Raw genomic sequence first — 23,459 nt, forward strand, 5'->3', positions numbered from 1 at the left:
ACTATGGATAGGGAATCCATCATTCTACTTGTTGAGGATAACGAAATGGACATAGCACTCACCCTGGATGCTTTCCGCCAGGTACATCTATCCAACAGGATAGAAATATGTAACAATGGTGAGGACGCATTAAACTATATGTTTGGTAGGGGAAATTATACCGACCGGAAACTTCATCCGCTACCCGATCTAATTCTGCTTGATCTTAAGATGCCAAGAATTTCCGGACTTGATGTTCTCCGTGAAATTAAAAGCACCGAAAAATTAAAACGGATACCGGTTATCGTTTTAACATCATCAAAGGATGAGGGCGATAGGGCAATGAGCTACGATATGGGTGCAAATAGCTACCTGGTCAAACCCATATCATTTAATGGCTTCCTCGAAGTCGTTAAATCTATTACCAACTACTGGTTAACTCTAAACATTGAACCACCGCTTGAGTAGCGTTAAAATTTCTGATTTACACATAATTATAAACTTTCTCAGCATTCATTTGTTTATACTGAAAGTTTCATAACAAAGAATGATGAAGAATAAAATTAAAGTATTATATATCGATGACAACCCTTTGGATATGGCATTGGTAAAAGATGCCCTTTTAAAGGGACATTCAAACTTCTTATTGCACGAGGTAAAAAACAGGGAGGAATTGGAATCGATCCTAAAGGTTGAACGTTTCGATATTGTGCTATCCGATTTCAACATATTAGGCTATGAGGGATTACAGGTAATTGATCACCTCAAACAATTCTACCCCGATACACCTGTAATAATTGTAACCGGAACTGGCTCCGAGGAGTACGCAGTGGAATCGATGAAAAGAGGAGCCTTCGATTATATTATCAAAACCCCTAAACATATACAAAAGCTTCCCGAAAGCATAAAGAATGTCCTAAAATCGGCACAGCTAGAAAAAACCAAAGAGATTATTTATAACATTTCTTTGGCAGTTCTTAAAACCGATGACCTCAAGGAATTTATTGAACTTGTAAAAAAAGAGCTCTCGAAAATAATTGATACAACCAATTTTTTTGTGGCGCTATACGACAATAGCACTAATTCGTTTAGCTTGCCATTTCATAAGGATGAATTTGATAAAATTGATATTTTCCCCAAGGAGAAAACCATATCGCATTACGTTGTTAAAACCAAAAAAACATTGCTTGCCAGCCTTAGCGATTTAAAAAAGTTAGAGCAAGATGGTGAAATAAAGCGTCAGGGAAAAGAATCTCTATCATGGTTAGGTTTACCTCTTAAAGTTGACGAGAAGGTAATTGGTGTAATGGTCATACAAAGCTATACCGATACGGACGCCTATTCTCCTGAAGATATTGAGCTCCTTGAGATAATATCGGCTCCTATAAGCCTAGCCATACAAAGCAAGCAATCAAAAGATGAGCTTAAGAAGTTAAACCAGCTGCTCACACAAAAGAATAAAGAGCTTACAGAAAAGATAGACCAAATAAACCAGATGGTAAAAGAGCTTGAGAGAGCTAAAGAAAAGGCAGAAGAAAGCGATAAGCTTAAAAGTGTATTCCTTGCTAATATGAGTCACGAGATTCGTACCCCCATGAATAGCATCTTAGGCTTTGCAAATCTCCTTGAGAACCAAAATCTTAGCGAAATAAAACAAAAAGAGTACATTAATGTAATTAACCTTAGCGCCAAAAGACTTTTAAATACCATTAACGATTTAATAGATATCTCAAAAATTGAAGCAGGACAGGTAAAGCTTGTGGAAACCGAAACAAATATCAATAAGACTCTAAACGAGATTTACCGAGTATTTAAGCCCGAAGCTGCTAGAAAAGGAATAGTTCTAAACATAATTCCTACGCTAACAGATATGGCTGCGGATATTGTTGCTGATGAAAATAAACTTTTTGGAATTCTAACCAACCTAACAAAAAATGCAATAAAGTTTACCGATAAAGGCTCCATCAATATCGGATACTATGTAAAAGATAATTTTGTTGAGTTTTTTGTGGAAGATTCTGGGATTGGTATACCCAGTAACAGGATTGAAGCCGTTTTCAACAGATTTGAGCAGGCTGACATTGAGGATAAACGTGCACACCAAGGTTCAGGTTTGGGGCTTGCAATTGCCAAGTCGTATGTTGAGTTGATGGAGGGAAAAATTTGGGTTCAATCCACTGAAGGAAAGGGCTCAACATTTTGGTTTACTATTCCTTACAAAGTTACTACAAACAATAAAGCTGAACAGCTTCAAGATCCTAAATCGCAAAGAGATGAAAGTCGATTAAAAAAGAATCTTAATGTTTTAATAGCCGAAGATGATGAAATAAATCTACTATACCTGCAAACCATTGTGGAAACGTTTAGCAATAAAATGTGGATAGCAAAGTCGGGGATTGAGGCTGTTGAAATGTGCAAGCAGAACCCCGAAATCAACCTGGTACTCATGGATATAAAGATGCCATACATGAATGGATATCAGGCTACCCAGGAAATTAGACGACTTAATAAGGATCTTGTTATTATTGCTCAAACCGCACATGCACTGATTGACGATCGCCAAAAGGCTCTTAATGCAGGTTGTGATGGCTACATAGCAAAACCGATTAACAAGGAAGAGCTAATTGAACTTATATCGCAATTCTTTTAAAGTATAAAAATTCAAGATTTAAGATTTAAGATTCAAGAATTGCCACATGAACTTCCGATACATTCCGAATGTTTCCGAATCATTCCGTGTTATTCATTCCTCTAACTTCTTCTAACTTCCTCATATTCTTCCACCAGAGATGCTTCGACAAGCTCAGCATGACAAATCTCTGCACACTGCACACAGTACACTGTACACTGCACACTGTACACTGCTCTTCTATCCCCCTAATATTCTTCAACCCAACCTATTCCACTACTACCTACTCTTCAGGTCGAACTCCCCTGCTTTAAGACGTTTTAGGTAGGCATCGGCTTCGGCTTTCATTACAGGGAATAGAAGCAATAGCGCCATAAGGTTAGGAATGCTCATAAAGGTGATTACCATATCAACAAAGTGCCAAACCAAATCGATTCCCCAAACTGAGCCAAAGAATACAAAGAGAGTGAAAAAATAGTAGTAAGGCTTTATGGCCTTATCGCCAAAGATATACTGAGCAGTTCTGGTGCCGTAGTACGACCAGCTAATAATGGTTGAAAAGGCAAAAAGCAGTAGGCTTATTGCTACCATGTGGTGTGCTAAAAATCCCAAACCTATTTTACCTAAACCTTCCTGGAAAGCAGCAACTGTCATTCCAACTCCTTTAATTGCACCGTCAACCTTCCAAACACCAGTTAATACAATTACAAGCGAAGTTATAGTACAAATTAGCAGAGTATCGATAAAAGGCTCAAGCGAGGCCACAAACCCTTCGCGCATGGGATAAGGAGTTTTGGCTGCAGCATGTGCCATTGGAGCAGAACCCTGTCCGGCTTCGTTGGAGAATAATCCACGACGAACTCCCCATATCATGGTCATGAAAAAGGTTGACCCAATAAAACCACCCGTAGCAGCATGCCCAGTAAAAGCACTCTTCACTATTAATGCAAATGCCGCGGGCACATCGGAAATGTGAACCCCAATTACAATTAATGCAGATGTGATATAAATTACTGCCATAAATGGAACCAATCTGGATGTTACATTGGCAATTCGCTTTAGCCCACCAACCACTATAAGGAAAACCAGAGCCGAGATGGTTAAACCTGTATAAAGCACAGGTATGTTGTAGCTCGTGTTTAATACATCGGAAATAGAGTTGGCTTGTGCCATATTGCCAGTTCCAAATGAGCAAAGAATCCCAGCAAAAGCAAAGAAAACAGCCAACCTTTTGGCCCAAATCCCTAGCTTATCCTTTAATCCATGCTCAATATAATACATTGGACCACCCGAAACGGTACCATCGGCATTTATCTTTCTAAACTTCTGGGCAAGAGTACATTCTACCATTTTAAGCATCATACCAAAAAAACCAGTAACCCAAAGCCAGAATATTGCTCCTGGACCGCCATAGTAAATAGCCAAGGTCACCCCCACTATATTTCCAGTTCCCACCGTGCCCGATAAGGCAGTGGTTAAGGCTTTGAAATGGCTAACATCACCTGTGTCCGATTTCTTGCTATACTTCCCACGAACAAGGTCAATAGCATGTTTAAAATGGCTTACCTGTAAAAACCTGAGCCTGATAGTGTAATAAATTCCTGTTGGTACAAGTAAGGCAAGAATTAGATACCCACCTACATACTCATTGTAAAGCTGAATTACATAGTCGAAACTTTCCAAAAAAGAATTCATGGTTTTAGAGTTTGGTTTAGGTTAGATTGCAAAAATAGAAAAAACAAAAACCTGTCCAAGAAAAGACAGGTTTATTGAGAAAAAGTTTAAATAGACACTAGCGTTTCCTTCCAAACTGGAACCCCAAAGTAAATGCTGAAGTTGTAAATTTAGGAATGTCGGATTTACCAATAAGTAAGCCCTTAGGACAAAATGCAAAACCAATCGACAAGGCCGATTCATGCTTATCGGTATTATAAATTGGGAAAACATAGTTTACTTTAAAGGCTAAACCAGCATATCCCGAAAAACCATCGTTAATGGTTTCAAGATTTGAGCTGGGCTCAAAAGAGCGTGTCTGAAATACACTATATACCCCAACAGCCAAATACATTTTAAAAAGTTCACCATCTGAATGAAATGGATTAATAAAAAAATCAACCCCTATCTTATTCTGAAGAGCAACAGCACCAATGGAATCGGCCTGATAGTTAAAATTATTCAGCGAAAAATCGAAATTCAACTTGCTTGGGACACTCTTAATCATAAAATGATTGTAAAGCCCAAAACTCATGGCACGTCCAATTGTATACTTGTAAAAATCGGGCTGATTGGTGTTGTAAATATAGCCGCTTCCCATGTTAAAAAACATTCCAGAAGACTTTTGCGCGTTGGCACCAAATGAAATAACGATGCCTAAAAGCCATAATGATACCAATTTTTTCATTTTCAATAGTTTTAAATGGAACAATAACAAGACCACTAAATTTTAACCTGAAATGCTAAACATAATAAACGATAAAATTAAAAATATCTAATCAAAAAAAAATTAAGTAAGAATATTTAATTAAAAAAACATTTTTCTTTGTTCATAACCCTTTATTTAAGAAATCATAAATTATGGTTAACCTTTGCCATAATCACCTAAAGGGATTACCTTTGCCCATATTTATTATGACTTACTGAAATATCATTTTTTTAGCATACATAGTAAGTGTTTTATAACTTGATGAGATAAAAAAGTAACTTCAGTTTATGACCCTCAATAATACCACAACCATAGCAGCCATAGCAACTCCCCCAGGAATGGGAGCCATTGCAGTAATCCGTTTAAGTGGTAGCAAAGCAATTGAAATAACCGATAAGCTGTTTCGCCCAGTAAAAAAGAAGAAAAGTCTTTTGGAGCAAGCACCATACACCATACATTACGGTTCCATAATGGATGGCAATCGCGAGGTCGACCAGGTTCTTGTCAGCCTTTTTAAAGCGCCCCATAGCTACACAGGTGAGGATGTAGTGGAGATATCGTGCCACGGTTCGGTTGTAATCCAACAGCAGCTCTTGGAACTTTTTGTGCGTAATGGCGCACAACTTGCCCAACCCGGGGAATTTACGCTAAGAGCGTTTATGAATGGTAAAATCGACCTTTCGCAAGCCGAAGCCATTGCCGACCTGATAGCATCTACCAATGAAACAGCACGTCGTGTGGCGCTAAACCAAATGCGTGGTGGTATTTCGAATAAGCTGGCAGAACTCCGAAATGAGCTACTAAAATTTACCGCCCTCGTTGAGCTGGAACTCGATTTTAGCGAGGAAGATGTTGAGTTTGCCGATAGAACCGAACTTACCAACCTGATAAGTACGATTATAGCCGAGATTGATAAGCTATCTGCAACATTCAGCCAAGGAAACGCCATTAAATCTGGAATACCTGTTACCATTGCTGGTAAACCAAATGTTGGAAAATCAACCCTGCTCAACCGCTTGCTAAACGAGGAGAAAGCAATAGTTTCGGAGATTGCTGGAACTACTCGCGATACCATTGAGGATACTATTCATTTAGGTGGTATCAACTTTCGCTTTATCGATACCGCTGGAATTCGCCATACAACCGACACCATTGAAAGTATTGGGATAGAACGTGCCTACAATAAGATTGAAAAGGCACGCATTGTTCTTTATCTCACCGATGCCCTATGCACTGCCAACGAGGTCATAGAAGAGCTAAACGAGTTTACGAAGCGAATTACAAGCTCACAAAAGCTTATCGTTCTGGTTAATAAGGAAGATAAGTCGACACAAAATCATGTTGATGAGCTAACTTCTGTTTTAAATCAAAAGGGCTACAATGCATTAGCCATCTCTGCCAAGGCTGGACATAACATCGATGCGCTACAACAAATGCTTATCGATTTAGGAAAAATAGATATCCCTGAGAACGTAGATGTTATAGTAACCAATGTCCGCCACTACAATGCATTAATTCAAGCCCGCGAAAGCTTGACTCAGGTAATTGATGGCCTAAAGGCCAACATAAGCGGCGACCTTTTAGCGGTTGATATCTACCAGGCACTCGACTATCTGGGAGAAATAACTGGCGAAATTTCCAACGATGAGGTTTTAGGATACATATTTTCTAAATTCTGTATAGGCAAATAGTATCTGAAAATGAAGCATAAACACTAAGTCTTACAACGCTAGTCATATCAACATCAACATAAAATTCAAGATAGCAAGAACAAAACACAACCAACTATTGATTTTGCTATTATTTTATTCTATTTTTATAAATTATCTTGATATTTTTATACATCAATTTGTATCTTGTCAGGGATATAATATAAGGCGATGATAAATTTTATTCTTAACGAAAACCCGATTAGCACGAGTTGTAACCCTGGAATGAGTTTGCTTGATTTTATCCGATACGAAGCAAACCTACCTGGAACCAAAGTTGGATGTCGCGAAGGCGACTGTGGTGCCTGCACGGTGCTCATTGGTGAGCTAGCTGATGGCAAAATAAACTATTATAGCGTAACCTCTTGCTTGTATCCAATTATAAACGTGCATGGTAAGCATGTGGTGACCATTGAGGGAATCAACCTTAACGAAAAGCTGACTCCTGTTCAACAGGCCATGGCCGACAATGCGGCAACACAATGCGGTTTTTGCACACCTGGTTTTATAATGTCGTTTACTGGTTTTTGCTTAAACAGCGAAAATCCATCGACTCAAAAAGCAGTTGAATCGGTGGCGGGAAACATTTGCCGATGCACTGGCTACAAATCAATTGAACGTGCAGCCGCCGATATTTCCAACGCTTTACAAAACAAAGACTTAAACAACCCAATTGGCTGGCTGGTTAACAAGGGATTTCTTCCAAAATATTTCACTAGTATACCCGAAAAGCTTAAGCAGATTAAGCCCTTTGAGCCAGACGAAGAAAATTCAACAAAAGTAATTGCTGGTGGAACCGATTTAATGGTGCAGCAACCCGATAAAATTTACGAGCAAAAAATCAAATCGACATATAACATCAACCTACCCAACCATATTACAATAAGCGACTGCACCTGCACAATAGGTGGAGCCACAACCGTTAATCATCTACTTAAAAACAAAGAGCTTTTAGAGCGTTTCCCCAAACTCGACGAATACCTTTTGCTTGTATCATCGGAGCCTATAAGGAACATGGCCTCTGTGGCTGGAAACATAGTAAATGCCTCACCCATAGGCGATTTAAGCGTAATGCTTCTAGCTCTGAACGCTCAAATAACTACCATAAATAATGGCAAAACCCGCCAGATTCCACTCAACAAGCTTTTTATAGGTTACAAACAGCTCGATTTAGAGCCAGGGGAGCTAATCCAGTTCATCACTTTTGAATTGCCTAAACCTAAATCAACATTTAGCTTCGAGAAGGTAAGCAAACGTAAGTATTTAGATATTGCAAGTGTAAATACTGCCTTGCTAATTGAGTTTGACAATGGCGTTATAACCAAGTGCAGGCTTTCGGCTGGTGGTGTTGCGCCCTACCCTCTATACCTTGAAAAGACTTCAACTTTCATGAATGGCAACCCCATTAACAAGGACACTATTGCTAATGCCCTTGAGCTAATCGACAACGAGATTTCACCAATTAGCGATATCAGGGGAACAGCTGAGTATAAACGTTTGCTCCTAAAACAGCTATTCAAAGCACACCTCCAAAAGGTGGTAGGCGATGAATTTGAAAAGCTAATCTAAAAAGCGTTCATGATGAAAAATATCGATACTATAGGTCACGTTACAGGAAAATCGGTTTACCTTGATGATATTCCTACAATAGCAGGCACGCTCCATGCTGCAATAGTAGGCTCGGCTTTGGCACATGCCAAAATCATCAATATAAATTTTGATGAAGCTGCTAAAATTGATGGTGTTGAGAGGATTATTTTACATTCCGACATACCAGGCGAGAATCAGATAGGCAGCATTATTGAAGATGAAACACTACTTGCCGAACATGAAGTTCATTACCAGGGACAACCCATTGCCATTGTGGTTGCTAAAACAGAACGAATAGCTCGTAAAGCTGCAAGCTTAGTTAAAATAGATTACAAGGAGCTTGAGCCAGTTACCGACCCGCGCGAAGCGAAGGAGAAAGGTTTGCTCCTAATTCCACCCCGAACCTTTAGAATGGGAAATACCGATAGCGCCTGGAGTAATTGCAAGTATATTATTGAAGACCGTGTTGATATAGGCGGTCAAGAGCATCTTTACATTGAAACACAGGGCGCGTACGTCTATAACGTTGAAGGAGGATACATTAAGGTTCACTCATCAACCCAAGGACCTACTGCCGTTCAAAAAACCATTTCTAGGATTTTAGGTATCCCCATGCATATGGTGGAGGTTGATGTGGTTCGTCTTGGTGGTGGTTTTGGTGGTAAGGAAGACCAAGCATCGGGATTTGCAGCAATGGCTGCGCTTGCAACATATGTTACTGGTAAACCGGTAAAACTAGTTTTACCCCGCCACGATGACATGCGTATGACCGGAAAGCGCCACCCTTACAGCGCTGACTTTAAGATTGGCCTATCGGACGATTTAAAAATTGTTGCATTTGAAACAACCATGTATCAAAATGGCGGTGCAGCTGCCGATTTATCGCCCGCAATAATGGAGCGCACCCTCTTCCATTCCACTGGTTCGTATTTTATCCCCAACACACGTGTAACCGTATATAGCTGCAAAACGAACCTACCTCCTAATACTGCTTTTAGAGGTTTTGGTGGCCCGCAGGGAATGTTCGTAATTGAAAGTGCCATTGCAAAAGCTGCTGAGCAAATTGGAGTTGATACCATTGAAATTCAAAAAGCCAACCTGCTCAATGAGAGCGATGAATTTCAGTATGGGCAGAAGGCCGAGAATGTTAACGCCCGCAAAAGCTTTGAACTAGCTTACGAAAAGTTTGATTTTGAAAATCTTAAAAAGTCGGTTGAGAACTACAATAAAATTAACAAGTACAGCAAGCGGGGAATGGCTGTAATGCCTCTATGCTTTGGCATTTCGTTTACCAACACATCAATGAATCAGGCTCGTGCGTTGGTTCATATATATCAGGATGGGAGTGTATCGATTAGCACTGGTGCTATAGAAATGGGACAAGGAGTTAACACCAAGCTTGCACAGGTTGCCTCCATAGTTCTTGGAATTGATATTAAAAGGATTAAGGTACACTCAACCAACACAAGCAGAGTTGCCAACACCTCACCTACCGCTGCAAGTAGTGGTGCCGACCTAAACGGTAATGCAGTCCGAATAGCCACCTCTGCCCTTAAAAAACGATTGATCAAGGTTGCAGCTGAGGAACTAGGTTTTAACGAGGATGAGCTAAATATCGAGAACGAGGTTATTACTCACAACGGGAACCCCACACAGCTTCATTGGCAAAACCTTGTAAAATCAGCTCATCTAAAACGAGTTGCTCTTTCCGAGAATGGTCACTATGCTACCCCAATTATTCACTTCGACAAGACAAAAGAGAAAGGGCACCCATTTGCCTACCATGTTTATGGAACTGCTATAATTACTACAACTGTCGATTGCATTAGAGGTACTTACACCATAGATGATGTACATATTGTTCATGATTTTGGCAATAGCATAAACCCCACTATCGATTTAGGCCAAGTTGAAGGTGCTGTTGTTCAAGGTATTGGCTGGCTTACCATGGAAGAGCTGGTTTTCGATAAAAAAGGCAAATTGCTCTCAAATAGCCTATCAACCTACAAGGTACCCGACATCTTTTTTGCTCCAAAAACCATTGAATGCATTCCTCTCCCTACCAATGGCCCCGATTTGGCCGTTCTACGTTCAAAAGCCATTGGCGAACCGCCCTTCATGTATGGTATTGCAGCCTACTTCGCCATTCAAAACGCCATAAAAGCCTTTAATCCCAAACACACGCTCAAATTTGATTCCCCATTGACTCCAGAGAAGGTGCTAATGCAGCTTTATGAATAGAAATAATTACGTAACAAAACTATACGCTAGAGTATTAAGTTAAAGTTATAAGCTAAAGGAATCTGTCAGTAGAAAATGGAAAGGGGGCGAAAAACGTTAAGCGTTAAAAGTTAGTCGTTAAAAGTTAATCGTTAAAAGTTAAATGATAAACGATGACCCGTCCTAAATAAAATCTACATAAAAATGTAGATATGAATAAAACAATTGCGTTTCACGCAGCACCTTCTACGGCTTGGCTTGTCATCCTGAGCGAAGCGAAGGATCTAAAGGTAGGTACACAGGGCTATCAATTCTCGAAATACCAAACACGATAAGCGTTAAACGTTAAACGTTAAACGTTAAAAGATGACCCGTCCTAAATAAAGTCTACATAAAAATGTAGATAAAAATAAAACAATTGCGTTTCACCCAGCACCTTCTACGGCTTGGCTTGTCATCCTGAGCGAAGCGAAGGATCTATTGGAAGGTACACAGGGCTATCAATTCTCGAAATACCAAAAACTAAACACCAAACACTGTTCTTCCGACTCCTTCCGAATATTTCCGATTCATTCCGTTTCATTCTTTTACCTTCCTCTAACTTCCTCATATTCTTCCATCAGAGCTGCCTCGGCAAGCTATGCATGACATCCCTCTGTACACTGTACACTGAACACTGAACACTGTAAACCGACACCAAAAAAGCATTCTTTATCTAATCAAGCCTGTTGATAAATTATTTATCTGTATATCAAAACATTAACCAATTAATTATAACCTTCCTCATTGTAGGTAATCCTATTTTGTTATTTTTGCTATTGAAAAATTGGCAGAATGGAAAACTTTGTAGTATCGGCTCGGAAATACAGACCGACAACATTCCGAAGTGTGGTTGGACAATCGTCAATTACAACCACCTTAAAGAATGCTATTCAGCGTAAGCAACTTGCACAAGCCTACCTTTTTTGCGGTCCACGTGGTGTTGGGAAAACAACATGTGCACGTATATTTGCCAAAACCATCAACTGCCAAAACCTTACATCTGAACTTGAGGCTTGTAACGAGTGCGAAAGTTGTAAGTCATTTAACTCCAACCGGTCATACAATATCCATGAGCTCGATGCAGCATCAAACAACTCGGTAGAGGATATCCGCAAGCTCATTGAGCAGGTTCGCATCCCTCCCCAAATTGGTAAGTATAGCGTTTATATCATTGATGAGGTTCACATGCTATCGCAAAGCGCTTTTAACGCTTTCCTTAAAACCCTTGAAGAGCCACCCGCTCATGCCATTTTCATTATGGCTACTACCGAAAAGCACAAGATTTTGCCCACTATTCTTTCCCGATGCCAAATTTTCGACTTTAACCGTATTCGTGTTGAAGATACTGTTAAGTATTTAGAATATATAGCAAACACCGAAGGTGTTGAATACGAAGTTGAGGCGCTTAACATCATCGCCCAAAAGGCCGACGGGGCTATGCGCGATGCGCTTTCAATTTACGACCAAGTTGTTAGCTTTAGTAACAACCACATCACCTACCAAAAGGTTATAGAGAACCTTAACGTACTTGATTACCAGTACTATTTCCGCCTAACAGAAAACTTTCTTAAGGGCGATTTTGCCGACTCGCTTCAAATTTTCGACGAGTTGCTCTCTAAAGGCTTCGATGCCCAGCAGTTCATTACTGGACTAAGCTTACATCTGCGTAATGTGTTGGTTTGTCACGACCCCAAAACTGTACCTTTGCTTGAGGTTGGGGCTGCTATAGCCGACAAGTATAAGGAGATGGCCAAGGCCTGTTCTTCTTCATTTCTAATTGAAGCTCTTGAGGTCACCAACCAGTTTGACGTTGCCTTTCGGCAAAGTCCAAATCAACGCCTGCATGTTGAGCTGATGTTAATTAAGCTTTGTGGGCTTAATCAAAAAAAAAAATCTAACGAAGGTCAATTAGAAGATGAAGTAGAGGAGTCAGACTTCACTCAGCCTAAATCAAAGGCTACGTCGGTATCTAATAAAACAAAGCCATCTGCCCAAACCCGGAAACCACCAATTAAGACAACTTCAATTAAAAAGGCATTAAACTCAACGCCTTCCGAAAACCCGTATCAAAATTCAAAGACCGAAGAAAAGGTTGAAGAAGAGATTGTTCCAACCAGCACACGGTCAAAGCCTCTATCTGCCGAAGAGGTTCTAAATGCCTGGGAGTCCTATGCTGCTTCAATTGAAAAGAGTAAGCCTGCGCATTTTAGTCTTATGCAGACCTACAAACCAAAACTCAAAGACGATAATACCATTATTGTTGGATTTGAGGGGCAAATCCAAATTGAACTTTTCTCGGAGATTAAAAAAGATGTTATCACCTACTTTAAAAAACAGCTTGGCACCTTAAATATCAATATTACTGAAGAGATTGTAGAAGCTGTTGAAGAAAATGGCAAACCGCGACTTTACACACCCGACGACAAGTTCCGTTTTATGGCAGAACGCAACCCCACCCTTATTCGATTTAAGCAGCAGCTAAACCTTGACTTCGAATAGTTGTTATATAGTAGGAATAGAATTAAATTTGTTTCAACATAAAAATAGAAATGCTATGAACGAGAAATTACAACAAGTTATCAATGAGCAAATAAATGCCGAAATTTGGTCGGCATACCTTTACCTTTCCATGTCGGCACACTTTGCCGATGCAGGTTTAAACGGATTTGCAAACTGGTTCAAAGTACAATGGCAAGAAGAGCTATCGCATGCCATGAAATTTTTCGACTATTTAATTGAACGTGGCTGCAAGCCAGAGCTGAAACCAATTAAAGAAGTTCCAACTAAATGGGATTCCCCGTTACATGCTATGGAAGAAACCCTTAAGCACGAAAAAGAGGTTACCCGTTTAATAAACAATCTTATGGACATTGCCATTGAGGTTAAGGACCATGCAGCAAAAAGCATGCTTCAATGGTTTGTTGACGAACAGGTTGAAGAGGAAGCTAATGCTCAAGAAATTATCGACAACCTAAAGCTAATAAATGGCAATGGTAATGGCCTATTTATGATGGACCGTGAACTAAAACAACGTGTTTTTGTCGATGCAACAAAAGCAGAATAATTTCTTGAATTATTTTTGATATCAAAAAGAGGCTTAGGCCTCTTTTTTTATACCCAACATCATACTTTCTTGTAATAAAATGCTAATTAATCAGGATAAAGTTGAATTATGATTTTAGGTAAAAGGGCTAACAATAAATTTCTGTTAATCTGTGTTTGTGAAAGTTGAATTAGATGAATGATTCATTTCGTTATCTAAAAAAATCAAGTAAATTTGTAGGCTTTTAAAGAAAATCGTTTAAAAATCAACAAAATGGGCTTAAATAATTTACTAACAAAATTCTTTGGAACAAAGTCTGATCGCGACCTACGCGAGATAATGCCTATTGTCAACAAAATTAGAGAGGTATATCCCAAATATAAGAGTCTAACCAACGATGAACTTCGACAGGAATCTGCTAAGCTGAAGAAGGTTGTTCGCGATTATATTGCTGAAGACGAAGCAAAGCTCGAGGAGCTAAAGGCTCAAATGGAATCCGATGAAATTGGATATGACGAAAAGGATAGAATTTATAAGGAGATTGAAAAGCTAACTGAGCGTATTGACGAAAAAATTGAGGAAATACTCAACGAAATACTTCCCGATGCCTTTGCTATTGTTAAGGATACTGCTCGTCGTTTCAAGGAGAACGAAACCATCGAGGTTACCGCTACCGATTTTGACCGCCAACTGGCAGCAGAAAAAGATTTTGTAACCATTAATGGCGATAAGGCTATATACAAAAATCGCTGGATGGCTGGTGGTAATGAGATTGTATGGGACATGGTTCACTACGATGTGCAGCTTATTGGTGGAGTTGTTTTGCATCAAGGCAAAATTGCCGAGATGGCCACAGGTGAAGGGAAAACCTTAGTTGCTACCCTACCGGTGTTCCTAAATGCTCTTGCTGGTAAAGGCGTTCACGTGGTAACCGTAAACGACTACCTGGCACGTCGTGACTCTGAATGGATGGGACCAATTTACCAATTCCATGGCCTATCGGTTGATTGTATCGACAAGCACCAACCAAACTCCGAAGATCGTCGTCAGGCATACAATAGCGATATTACTTTTGGTACAAATAACGAGTTTGGCTTCGATTATCTTCGCGATAACATGGCCATTGCCCCTGAAGATTTGGTGCAACGAAAGCATCACTATGCCATTGTGGACGAGGTTGACTCGGTTTTAATTGACGATGCCCGTACCCCACTTATTATCTCAGGTCCAGTTCCTAAAGGCGACGACCAGCTGTTTGAAGAGTATCGACCCAAAGTGGAAAAGCTGGTTAGCGCCCAACGTGCACTCATCACCCAAATACTTTCCGATGCTCGTAAAATGCTTTCCGAAGGTAAAACCGAAGAAGCTGGTAAATTGCTGCTACGTGCACATAAAGGATGGCCTAAGTACAAACCCCTTATTAAGCTGTTAAGCGAACAAGGTAATAAGGCGCTGTTGCTCAAAACCGAAAACTACTACATGCAGGACAACAACCGCAACATGCATCTTATTACCGATGATTTGTTCTTTGTTATTGACGAAAAGCAAAACTCTGTTGAACTAACCGATAAAGGTATCGACCTGATAACAAGTACAGCCGACGACCCGAAATTCTTTGTTCTGCCCGATATTGGAAGCGAAATTGCCGATATTGAGAAGATGGACATCTCTCATGGAGAGAAGTTGGCTAAAAAAGATGAGCTTCTAAGAGATTTTGCAGTAAAATCGGAGCGCGTTCATACAGTTCATCAGCTTCTTAAGGCATACACCATGTTCGAAAAGGATGTGGAGTATGTGGTGATGGACAACAAGGTAAAAATTGTTGATGAGCAAACAGGCCGTATACTTGAAGGACGTAGATATTCCGATGGTTTGCACCAAGCGATTGAGGCCAAAGAACGCGTAAAAGTAGAAGCTGCTACACAAACATTCGCCACAATCACCCTTCAGAACTACTTCCGTATGTACCACAAACTTGCGGGTATGACTGGTACTGCCGAAACTGAAGCTGGTGAGTTCTGGAGCATCTATAAACTTGATGTGGTTGTTATTCCAACCAACAAGCCTGTTATTAGAGAGGACAAAGAAGATTTGGTATACAAAACCAAGCGTGAAAAATACAATGCCGTTATCGATGAGATAGTTCGATTAAGAGAAGCAAACAGACCTGTTCTGGTTGGTACCACATCTGTAGAAGTTTCGGAGCTATTAAGCCGAATGCTAAAGCTTAAAGGGATAAAACATAATGTGCTAAATGCTAAACAGCACCAACGCGAGGCCGAAATTGTTGCGCATGCCGGATTACCTAAAACAGTAACCATAGCAACCAATATGGCTGGTCGTGGTACCGACATAAAGCTAACACCCGAGTCGAGAGCGGCTGGAGGTTTGGCTATCATCGGAACCGAGCGCCACGAATCACGCCGTGTCGACCGTCAGTTGCGAGGTCGTGCAGGACGTCAAGGCGACCCAGGCTCATCGCAATTCTACGTTTCGCTTGAGGATGACCTAATGCGACTATTTGGCTCCGACCGAATCGCCCGCGTAATGGATGCCATGGGACACAAGGAAGGTGATGTTATTCAACACTCAATGGTTTCAAAATCTATTGAGCGTGCCCAAAAGAAAGTTGAAGAAAACAACTTTGGAATACGTAAGCGTTTGCTTGAATACGACGATGTTATGAACGCCCAACGTGAGGTGATATACAAACGTCGTAGGCATGCTCTCTTTGGCGAAAGAATTGATGTTGATATTTCTAACATGTTCATGGATGTTTGCGAGGCAATTGTTAGCGAATTCCATGGAACATATAGTTTTGAGGATTTCAAGCTTGAAATTATCAGACAGTTTTCGCTCGATGTTCCTATTACCGAAGAAGAATATCTCGATTTAAAATCATCGGAAATAGCTGAAAGGCTATACAAGGTTGCCATTGAATCGTACGATAGAAAAGCACAAGACATTGCACGCCAAGCATATCCGGTAATTAAAGAGGTTTACGAAAAACAATCGGCAGTTTACGAGAACATTGTTGTTCCTATCTCCGACGGGCAAAAAACCTATCAGATTGTTGCCAATCTGAAAAAAGCATACGAAAGTGGTGGTAAAGAGCTTATTAAAGCCTTCACTAAAAATGTGATTCTCTTTACCATTGACGAGTATTGGAAGGAACACCTTCGCGAGATGGATGAGCTAAAACAAAGCGTTCAGAATGCGGTTTATGAACAGAAAGACCCGTTGCTTATTTATAAGCTTGAGGCCTTCAACCTATTCCGCGATATGATTGACAAACTTAACCGCGAAATTGTTTCAATTCTGGTTAAAGCCTTTATCCCGCTTCGCGACCCCAACCAAGTTCAGGAGGCACGACAACGTCGTCGTACCGATATGAGCAAGTATCAAACAAGCCGCAACGATGCCCTTCAGGCAGCTGCCAATACACAAGAAAAAACTCAACAACCTGTTAAGGTTGAAGTAAAAGTGGGACGAAACGACCCCTGCCCATGTGGGAGCGGTAAAAAATACAAACATTGTCACGGTAAAAATCAGTAAAACAGTTAGATATTTTGGAGAATGATGACAGCAGAACAGTTTATTTACGATTTAGCCAAAAAGGCTGCAGAGGAAATTTATGGGCAATCCATAGCTGAGAGTCAAATTCAGATACAGAAAACACGTAAGGAGTTCGAAGGCGACTACACCATGGTCGCCTTTCCATTGCTAAAAATATCGCGTAAATCACCCGAAGCAACCTGTAACGAGCTAGGCGATAAAATATTAGAATTAAGCCCCGAGGTTGAAAAGTATAACATAATAAAAGGTTTTCTTAACATAACCCTATCAAAATCCTTCTGGGCATCAACATTAAATGAGATTTCTCAAACCCCAGACTTTGGCTTCACCCAAGAGCAAGAAGAAAATCCCATAGTAATAGAGTTCTCATCACCCAACACTAACAAACCTTTACACTTGGGGCATATCAGAAATAACCTTTTAGGAATGTCGATTTCCCGCATCATGGAAAAAACAGGGAAACGAGTTGTAAAGGTTAATCTGGTTAACGACCGTGGCATTCACATATGCAAATCGATGCTTGCCTGGCAAAAGTTTGGAAATGGTGAAACCCCAGAATCCACAGGCAAAAAAGGCGACCATCTGGTAGGCGACTACTATGTCCGTTTCGATAAGGAGTATAAGGCCCAGGTAAAAGAGCTCGTTTCTAACGGAATGTCTGAAGAGGAGGCAAAGATTAAAGCCCCCATAATGCAGGAAGCCCAAGAAATGCTTCGCAAATGGGAAGCAAAAGACCCAGAGGTTATTGGGCTTTGGAAAAAAATGAACGGATGGGTTTATGAAGGATTCGACAAAACCTACGCCGACCTTGGAATTACCTTTGATAAAATATACTACGAATCGGACACCTACCTTCTTGGAAAATCCATTGTATTGGATGGCCTAAAAAAAGGAATATTTTTTAAGAAAGACGATGGCTCTATATGGATAGACCTTACAAATGACGGCTTAGATGAAAAGCTTCTATTACGTGGCGACGGAACATCGGTTTACATCACACAAGATATTGGAACAGCCATTCAACGATACAAAGAGTTCAAGTTTGGAGAACACATTTATGTCGTTGGAAACGAGCAGGAGTACCACTTCCAGGTACTAAAGCTCATAATGAAAAAGTTGGGCTACGACTGGAGCGATACTCTTTATCACCTTTCCTATGGTATGGTTCAGCTCCCAGAAGGAAAAATGAAATCGCGCGAAGGTACTGTTGTTGATGCCGACGATCTTGTAAAAGAAATGATTGACACTGCCCGACAAATGTCTAAGGAGCTAGGCAAATTAGACGATGTTGACCATGGGATTGCTGAAGAGGTGAATAGAATGGTTGGATTAGCTGCATTAAAATACTTCATTCTCAAAGTTGACCCTAAAAAGAATATGACCTTCAACCCCAAAGAATCTATCGACTTTAATGGTAACACAGGTCCATTCATTCAGTATACACATGCCCGTATCAAGTCAGTTCTAGCAAAGGCAACTGCTGCTGGATTTGCATTTAATCAAAAAGTTAATCCCGAAGATATTAGCAATAACAAGGAACTCGATTTAATTCAACTTATCGGACAGTTCCCCGAGGTTCTTCAAAATTCGGCACAAAATCATAATCCTTCGTTAATTGCCAACTACGCATATGAGCTAGCTAAGGAGTACAACCAGTTCTACCACGATTACTCCATTCTTAAGGAGCAAGACGAAGGCGTTCGAAAGCTACGTTTAACCCTCTCGGCATGCGTAGCCGATGTAATTAAAAGAACTATGTGGTTACTAGGAATTGAGGTGCCTGAAAAAATGTAGAATTTAAATCGATTTTGTTTTTATGAAAAAATTTGCCTTTATTGCCTTTTTTCTATTCCTTATTTCTATTGTAAAAGCACAGGAACTTGACTTTTCAAACGTTGCTGGAATTGAGTTTGGAGCATCGGACCTAATAGCCAAAGAGAGCGCTCCAGATAATATCTCTTTTTACTGTGGCGTATCGTGGGCATATTTTTTCGACCTAAAACATGGAATACGAACTGGAATAACGAGATATTATGATACCCAAGGAGCTGATTATGGTATCATAGTTCCTCTGCTATTTTCGAAACGAACACCATCGAAAAGAGATTATAGTAACGATGCCGAAACGTTTGGTGGATATCTCTTTAATACCTTCTTTTCTGGCATATTTCCATGGCGGGCCGAATATACTATCGGACCTGCCTTCGGTTATTTCAAACAATCGTCAAACATAAACGAAGAGGAGTATAAGCTAAGCAGCGAATTCTTTTTTGCAATTAATGGCGGAATTAGAGTTTCGGCTCAAATCTGGCGCTTTAATTTGGGCGGAAAATTTGAAGTTGGCTATGTGCCAACTAAAAACTTCTACTTTATATCGTCCGATCCACAATGGAATGGAATAAAAACAGCCTGGATGTTCCGTGGGGGACTATTCCTTTCATACTCATTCGATATGTAACCAAAAAATCCTTTATTTTTATTAAGTTTGCAGAACTGAAAACCGATAAATAAGTTCATAAGATATGTTTGAGAATTTAACCGATAGGCTTGAACGCTCATTTAAGATTCTAAAGGGTGAAGGCAAAATTACAGAGATAAACGTAGCCGAAACTGTAAAGGATATTCGCAAGGCTTTAATTGAAGCCGATGTTAACTATAAGGTGGCTAAAAGTTTCACCGATGATATCAAACGCAAAGCGCTTGGCATGAACGTGCTTACAGCGGTTAAGCCAGGCCAGCTAATGGTGAAACTTGTACACGATGAGCTTGCAGCCCTAATGGGGGGAAAAGCTGAAGACATTGACCTTTCGGGCAACCCTTCAGTTATCCTTATTGCAGGTCTGCAGGGTTCCGGTAAAACCACCTTCTCGGCCAAACTGGCTAACTACCTTAAAAGCAAAAAGGGCAAGCATCCAATGCTGGTAGCTGGCGACGTTTACCGTCCTGCTGCTATTGAACAGCTGAAAGTTCTAGGGGAGCAAATCAATGTACCTGTTTTTACAATTCCCGACAGCAAAGACCCCGTTAGCATTGCAAAAGATGCCATAAAGGAGGCAAAGAAAAATGGACAGGACGTTGTAATTATCGACACCGCTGGTCGCCTTGCCATTGATGAGGAGATGATGAAAGAGGTTGAATCGATAAAGAAGGCTGTTTCGCCTAACGAAATTCTTTTTGTAGTCGATTCAATGACTGGACAAGATGCCGTTAACACGGCAAAGGAGTTTAATGATAGACTCGATTTTAACGGCGTTGTTCTTACTAAGCTCGATGGTGATACACGTGGTGGTGCAGCCCTATCTATTCGTGCTGTTGTAGATAAACCTATCAAATTTGTAAGCACAGGCGAGAAGATGGAAACCCTTGACGTATTCCATCCCGACCGTATGGCCGATCGCATCCTAGGAATGGGTGATATCGTTTCACTTGTTGAAAAAGCTCAAGAACAATACGACGAAGAACAGGCAAGGAAACTTCATAAGAAAATTGTTAAAAACCAGTTCAACTTCAACGACTTCCTTGACCAAATTGCCCAAATCAAAAAAATGGGTAACCTTAAAGACCTTGCAGGAATGATACCTGGAGTTGGAAAAGCTTTGAAAAATGTAGATATTGATGATGATGCTTTTAAAAGCATTGAGGCTATCATAAAATCGATGACTCCAGAGGAGCGTGAAAACCCATCGCTTATGAATGGAAGCCGCCGTAAACGCATTGCTGAGGGAAGTGGTACTTCAATTGTAGAAGTGAACAGACTCCTGAAACAATTTGAAGATATGCGTAAGTTAATGAAGATGGTATCGGGCGGTGGAGCTAAAAAATTTGGTAGGATGATGAACCAAATGCCAAGACGATAGTAAATTGTTGTGGCCAATATTAGCAATCTACTAAAACCTTAATTCTTTTAGCATTTGAAAAAATACGTTTTAAGCCCTAACAAATATCTTTAACTTAGATAACTTAAAACCTCAATCACTGAACATTAAACCTTATTCGCCATGGAACTACTCGACGGGAAAAAAATTGCAAACGAAATTAAAGCAGAGATAGCAGCAGAAGTTGAACTGATAAAGAAAAACGGAGGTAAGATACCACATCTTGTTGCCATTCTTGTTGGTCACGATGGTGCTAGCGAAACCTATGTAGGACACAAGGAAAAAGCTTGTGCCCAGGTAGGTTTTAAATCACAGGTTCTCCGTTTTGAGGATACCATAACAGAAAAGGAACTCCTTTCAGAGATTCAGAAGCTGAATAACGACCCTGATGTAGATGGTTTTATTGTGCAAATGCCACTACCCAAGCATATAGATGAGCAAAAGGTAATTGAAGCTATCGATCCTAAAAAAGATGTTGATGGATTTCATCCTGTCAATGTTGGGCGAATGAATATTGGTTTACCAGCTTACATCTCCGCAACACCCGATGGTATTGTTGAGCTAATTCGACGCTATAACATCCAAACCGAAGGTAAACACTGCGTTGTTCTTGGACGAAGCAATATTGTTGGCCGCCCCATAGCTAATCTTCTCTCTCAAAAAGGTTACCCTGGCAACTGTACGGTTACTATCTGCCATAGTCGTACACCAAACATAAAGGAGTTTACAAAACAAGCCGACATTCTTATAGTAGCTTTAGGAAAGGCCGAGTTTGTGACTGCCGATATGGTAAAGGATGGTGCAGTTGTAATTGATGTTGGCATAACCCGTGTTAAAAGCGACCAAACAAAATCGGGCTGGAAGCTTTTAGGTGATGTAAAGTTTGATGAGGTAGCCCCAAAATGCAGCTATATTACACCTGTACCAGGAGGCGTTGGACCGCTTACCATAGTTTCACTAATGAAAAACACGCTTAAAGCTGCTAAAAAAGAGGTATACGGATAGTATGTCTAATGCATTGGTATTCATAAAGTATTAACACTTTCCGAATTATTCACCGTTAGTTGCTTATTGTACAATCATAACCCATTATGAATAGATGAATATTTTAATGCTCTTAGACAATGAATTCCCCCCCGACGTTAGGGTGGAAAGTGAAGCAAATAGTCTTATTAAGCAAGGACATTCAGTAACAATTTTATCATATAACTTTAGCAACAAACCTTTAACAGAAGAATATAAAGGAATTCAAATTGTAAGATTTAACATTAATAAACAGGTTGCCAAAAAAGCTTTAGGCTTTATTATGCAATTGCCTTTCTATAAACTCATCTGGCGATTTCAAATTAACAAGTTACTTAAAGTCCAGCAATTTGATGCCATACATATACACGACTTACCGTTATGCATTAATGCAAGGTATATTAAAGAAAAATTCAGTTTAAAAGTAGTAGCCGATTTACATGAAAATTATCCACATCTGATTACTGCTCAGCCATTCATGAACTCATTGTTTGCAACTTTATTCCTGAGCAAAAAGAAATGGTTCCAAAAAGAAAAGGAATGGTTAATGAATGTTACGGAAATTGTTTGTGTCGCAAATGAAATGAAGGAAAGAATTGACTTACTACTTGATCATAAAAAAAGTATTCATGTTGTACCCAATACAATAAATTTTGAAACCTATTTATCTATTCAAAAACCTATACCTGAGCTAAAAAATAAGTATGCCAATAATTTTGTAGTTATGTATATAGGTGGATTTAACGCTTTAAGAGGATTGAAATACTTAATACAAGCAGCATCGCTTTTAAAAGATAAAATCTCAAATTTAAAAGTAATACTTGTAGGAGATGGTAATTCTATGAATAACCTAACAAAACTTGCCAATGATCTTAACCTTTCAAATTATATAATATTTGAAGGATGGCAACCAAGCAATAAAGTCAAAGCATATATTGATATTGCAGATGTTTGTGTTATTCCTCATGTAAAATCAACTCAAGCCGACAACTCTAGCCCGAATAAGCTGTTCCAATACATGTATTCCAAAAAACCTGTTATCTCCTCAAACTGTAAATCAATTGAAAAAATAATAATACAAGAAGATTGTGGATTAATTTTTGAAAATAAAAACTACCAAGATTTGGCTAACAAAATCCTAAAATTATATGAAGAGCCAAAACTAAAAAAGCAACTTGGTGAAAATGGATATGAAGCAGTAATAAACAAATACAACTGGGATACTACAGTAAATGAACTTTTAAATATATATTCTAACTAACACTAAATTAAATACATTAATTTAGTATACTTACTTGGTAAATTTACTTACTAAAAATAGGCAAAGGTTCTTTATATAACATAATTTTAT

General features: G+C 39.7%; 15 protein-coding genes. 13 read left to right on the forward strand and 2 right to left on the reverse strand.

Annotated features, from left to right (window positions below):
• Positions 1 to 3: 3 nt before the first annotated feature.
• Together FHG85_RS07240 and FHG85_RS07245 are read left to right on the forward strand one after the other, a co-directional pair.
• Entirely contained in the window at positions 4 to 447 is a 444-nt protein-coding gene (locus FHG85_RS07240; RefSeq protein ID WP_173074444.1) for a response regulator, read from the forward strand.
• A gap of 79 nt (positions 448 to 526) precedes the next feature.
• Positions 527 to 2,629 (forward strand): response regulator, encoded by a 2,103-nt coding sequence (locus FHG85_RS07245; RefSeq protein ID WP_173074446.1) that lies wholly within the window; start codon positions 527 to 529, stop codon positions 2,627 to 2,629.
• 258 nt (positions 2,630 to 2,887) lie between these two features.
• Here FHG85_RS07245 and FHG85_RS07250 read toward each other — a convergent pair whose 3' ends face one another.
• The gene (locus tag FHG85_RS07250; RefSeq protein ID WP_173074448.1) at positions 2,888 to 4,303 is read right to left on the reverse strand and encodes an alanine/glycine:cation symporter family protein; all 1,416 of its coding nucleotides are present in this window, start codon (positions 4,301 to 4,303) and stop codon (positions 2,888 to 2,890) included.
• Between the two features lie 97 nt (positions 4,304 to 4,400).
• Positions 4,401 to 5,009 carry a hypothetical protein gene (locus tag FHG85_RS07255; RefSeq protein WP_173074450.1) on the reverse strand — a complete coding sequence of 203 codons (609 nt, stop codon included), beginning with the start codon at positions 5,007 to 5,009 and terminating at the stop codon, positions 4,401 to 4,403.
• Positions 5,010 to 5,317: 308 nt separating this feature from the next.
• Between FHG85_RS07255 and mnmE the strand changes: the two genes are divergently transcribed.
• The 11 genes from mnmE (at position 5,318) to FHG85_RS07310 (ending at position 23,369) form a co-directional block, all read left to right on the forward strand.
• Positions 5,318 to 6,721 (forward strand): tRNA uridine-5-carboxymethylaminomethyl(34) synthesis GTPase MnmE, encoded by a 1,404-nt coding sequence (gene mnmE, locus FHG85_RS07260; protein ID WP_173074451.1) that lies wholly within the window; start codon positions 5,318 to 5,320, stop codon positions 6,719 to 6,721.
• 189 nt (positions 6,722 to 6,910) lie between these two features.
• On the forward strand, positions 6,911 to 8,308 hold the full coding sequence (locus FHG85_RS07265; protein ID WP_173074452.1) for an FAD binding domain-containing protein: 1,398 nt from the start codon (positions 6,911 to 6,913) through the stop codon (positions 8,306 to 8,308).
• Between the two features lie 9 nt (positions 8,309 to 8,317).
• Positions 8,318 to 10,570, forward strand: coding sequence for a xanthine dehydrogenase molybdopterin binding subunit (locus FHG85_RS07270; RefSeq protein ID WP_220429185.1), 2,253 nt, complete (start codon positions 8,318 to 8,320; stop codon positions 10,568 to 10,570).
• Between the two features lie 813 nt (positions 10,571 to 11,383).
• A complete protein-coding gene (locus FHG85_RS07275; RefSeq protein ID WP_173074453.1) occupies positions 11,384 to 13,090 on the forward strand; it encodes a DNA polymerase III subunit gamma/tau in 1,707 nt (568 codons plus the stop codon).
• A gap of 55 nt (positions 13,091 to 13,145) precedes the next feature.
• Positions 13,146 to 13,655 (forward strand): ferritin, encoded by a 510-nt coding sequence (locus FHG85_RS07280; protein WP_173074454.1) that lies wholly within the window; start codon positions 13,146 to 13,148, stop codon positions 13,653 to 13,655.
• Positions 13,656 to 13,907: 252 nt separating this feature from the next.
• On the forward strand, positions 13,908 to 17,189 hold the full coding sequence (gene secA, locus FHG85_RS07285) for a preprotein translocase subunit SecA (RefSeq protein WP_173074455.1): 3,282 nt from the start codon (positions 13,908 to 13,910) through the stop codon (positions 17,187 to 17,189).
• Positions 17,190 to 17,213: 24 nt separating this feature from the next.
• A complete protein-coding gene (gene argS, locus FHG85_RS07290; protein WP_173076806.1) occupies positions 17,214 to 19,004 on the forward strand; it encodes an arginine--tRNA ligase in 1,791 nt (596 codons plus the stop codon).
• Positions 19,005 to 19,026: 22 nt separating this feature from the next.
• The gene (locus tag FHG85_RS07295) at positions 19,027 to 19,668 is read left to right on the forward strand and encodes a hypothetical protein (protein ID WP_173074457.1); all 642 of its coding nucleotides are present in this window, start codon (positions 19,027 to 19,029) and stop codon (positions 19,666 to 19,668) included.
• A 64-nt stretch (positions 19,669 to 19,732) separates the two neighbouring features.
• The gene (gene ffh / locus FHG85_RS07300) at positions 19,733 to 21,067 is read left to right on the forward strand and encodes a signal recognition particle protein (RefSeq protein ID WP_173074459.1); all 1,335 of its coding nucleotides are present in this window, start codon (positions 19,733 to 19,735) and stop codon (positions 21,065 to 21,067) included.
• A gap of 141 nt (positions 21,068 to 21,208) precedes the next feature.
• Positions 21,209 to 22,090, forward strand: coding sequence for a bifunctional methylenetetrahydrofolate dehydrogenase/methenyltetrahydrofolate cyclohydrolase FolD (folD, locus tag FHG85_RS07305; RefSeq protein WP_173074461.1), 882 nt, complete (start codon positions 21,209 to 21,211; stop codon positions 22,088 to 22,090).
• A gap of 94 nt (positions 22,091 to 22,184) precedes the next feature.
• The gene (locus tag FHG85_RS07310; RefSeq protein WP_173074463.1) at positions 22,185 to 23,369 is read left to right on the forward strand and encodes a glycosyltransferase family 4 protein; all 1,185 of its coding nucleotides are present in this window, start codon (positions 22,185 to 22,187) and stop codon (positions 23,367 to 23,369) included.
• Positions 23,370 to 23,459 lie beyond the last annotated feature (90 nt).

Source organism: Tenuifilum thalassicum (assembly GCF_013265555.1).
In the GTDB taxonomy this organism is placed as follows: domain Bacteria; phylum Bacteroidota; class Bacteroidia; order Bacteroidales; family Tenuifilaceae; genus Tenuifilum; species Tenuifilum thalassicum.

Coding starts and splice junctions, on each gene's coding strand:
- FHG85_RS07240 (WP_173074444.1), top strand. CDS start 4: ATGGATAGGGAATCCATCATTCTACTTGTTGAGGATAACGAAATGGAC.
- FHG85_RS07245 (WP_173074446.1), top strand. CDS start 527: ATGATGAAGAATAAAATTAAAGTATTATATATCGATGACAACCCTTTG.
- FHG85_RS07250 (WP_173074448.1), bottom strand. CDS start 4,303: ATGAATTCTTTTTTGGAAAGTTTCGACTATGTAATTCAGCTTTACAAT.
- FHG85_RS07255 (WP_173074450.1), bottom strand. CDS start 5,009: ATGAAAAAATTGGTATCATTATGGCTTTTAGGCATCGTTATTTCATTT.
- mnmE (WP_173074451.1), top strand. CDS start 5,318: ATGACCCTCAATAATACCACAACCATAGCAGCCATAGCAACTCCCCCA.
- FHG85_RS07265 (WP_173074452.1), top strand. CDS start 6,911: ATGATAAATTTTATTCTTAACGAAAACCCGATTAGCACGAGTTGTAAC.
- FHG85_RS07270 (WP_220429185.1), top strand. CDS start 8,318: ATGATGAAAAATATCGATACTATAGGTCACGTTACAGGAAAATCGGTT.
- FHG85_RS07275 (WP_173074453.1), top strand. CDS start 11,384: ATGGAAAACTTTGTAGTATCGGCTCGGAAATACAGACCGACAACATTC.
- FHG85_RS07280 (WP_173074454.1), top strand. CDS start 13,146: ATGAACGAGAAATTACAACAAGTTATCAATGAGCAAATAAATGCCGAA.
- secA (WP_173074455.1), top strand. CDS start 13,908: ATGGGCTTAAATAATTTACTAACAAAATTCTTTGGAACAAAGTCTGAT.
- argS (WP_173076806.1), top strand. CDS start 17,214: ATGACAGCAGAACAGTTTATTTACGATTTAGCCAAAAAGGCTGCAGAG.
- FHG85_RS07295 (WP_173074457.1), top strand. CDS start 19,027: ATGAAAAAATTTGCCTTTATTGCCTTTTTTCTATTCCTTATTTCTATT.
- ffh (WP_173074459.1), top strand. CDS start 19,733: ATGTTTGAGAATTTAACCGATAGGCTTGAACGCTCATTTAAGATTCTA.
- folD (WP_173074461.1), top strand. CDS start 21,209: ATGGAACTACTCGACGGGAAAAAAATTGCAAACGAAATTAAAGCAGAG.
- FHG85_RS07310 (WP_173074463.1), top strand. CDS start 22,185: ATGAATATTTTAATGCTCTTAGACAATGAATTCCCCCCCGACGTTAGG.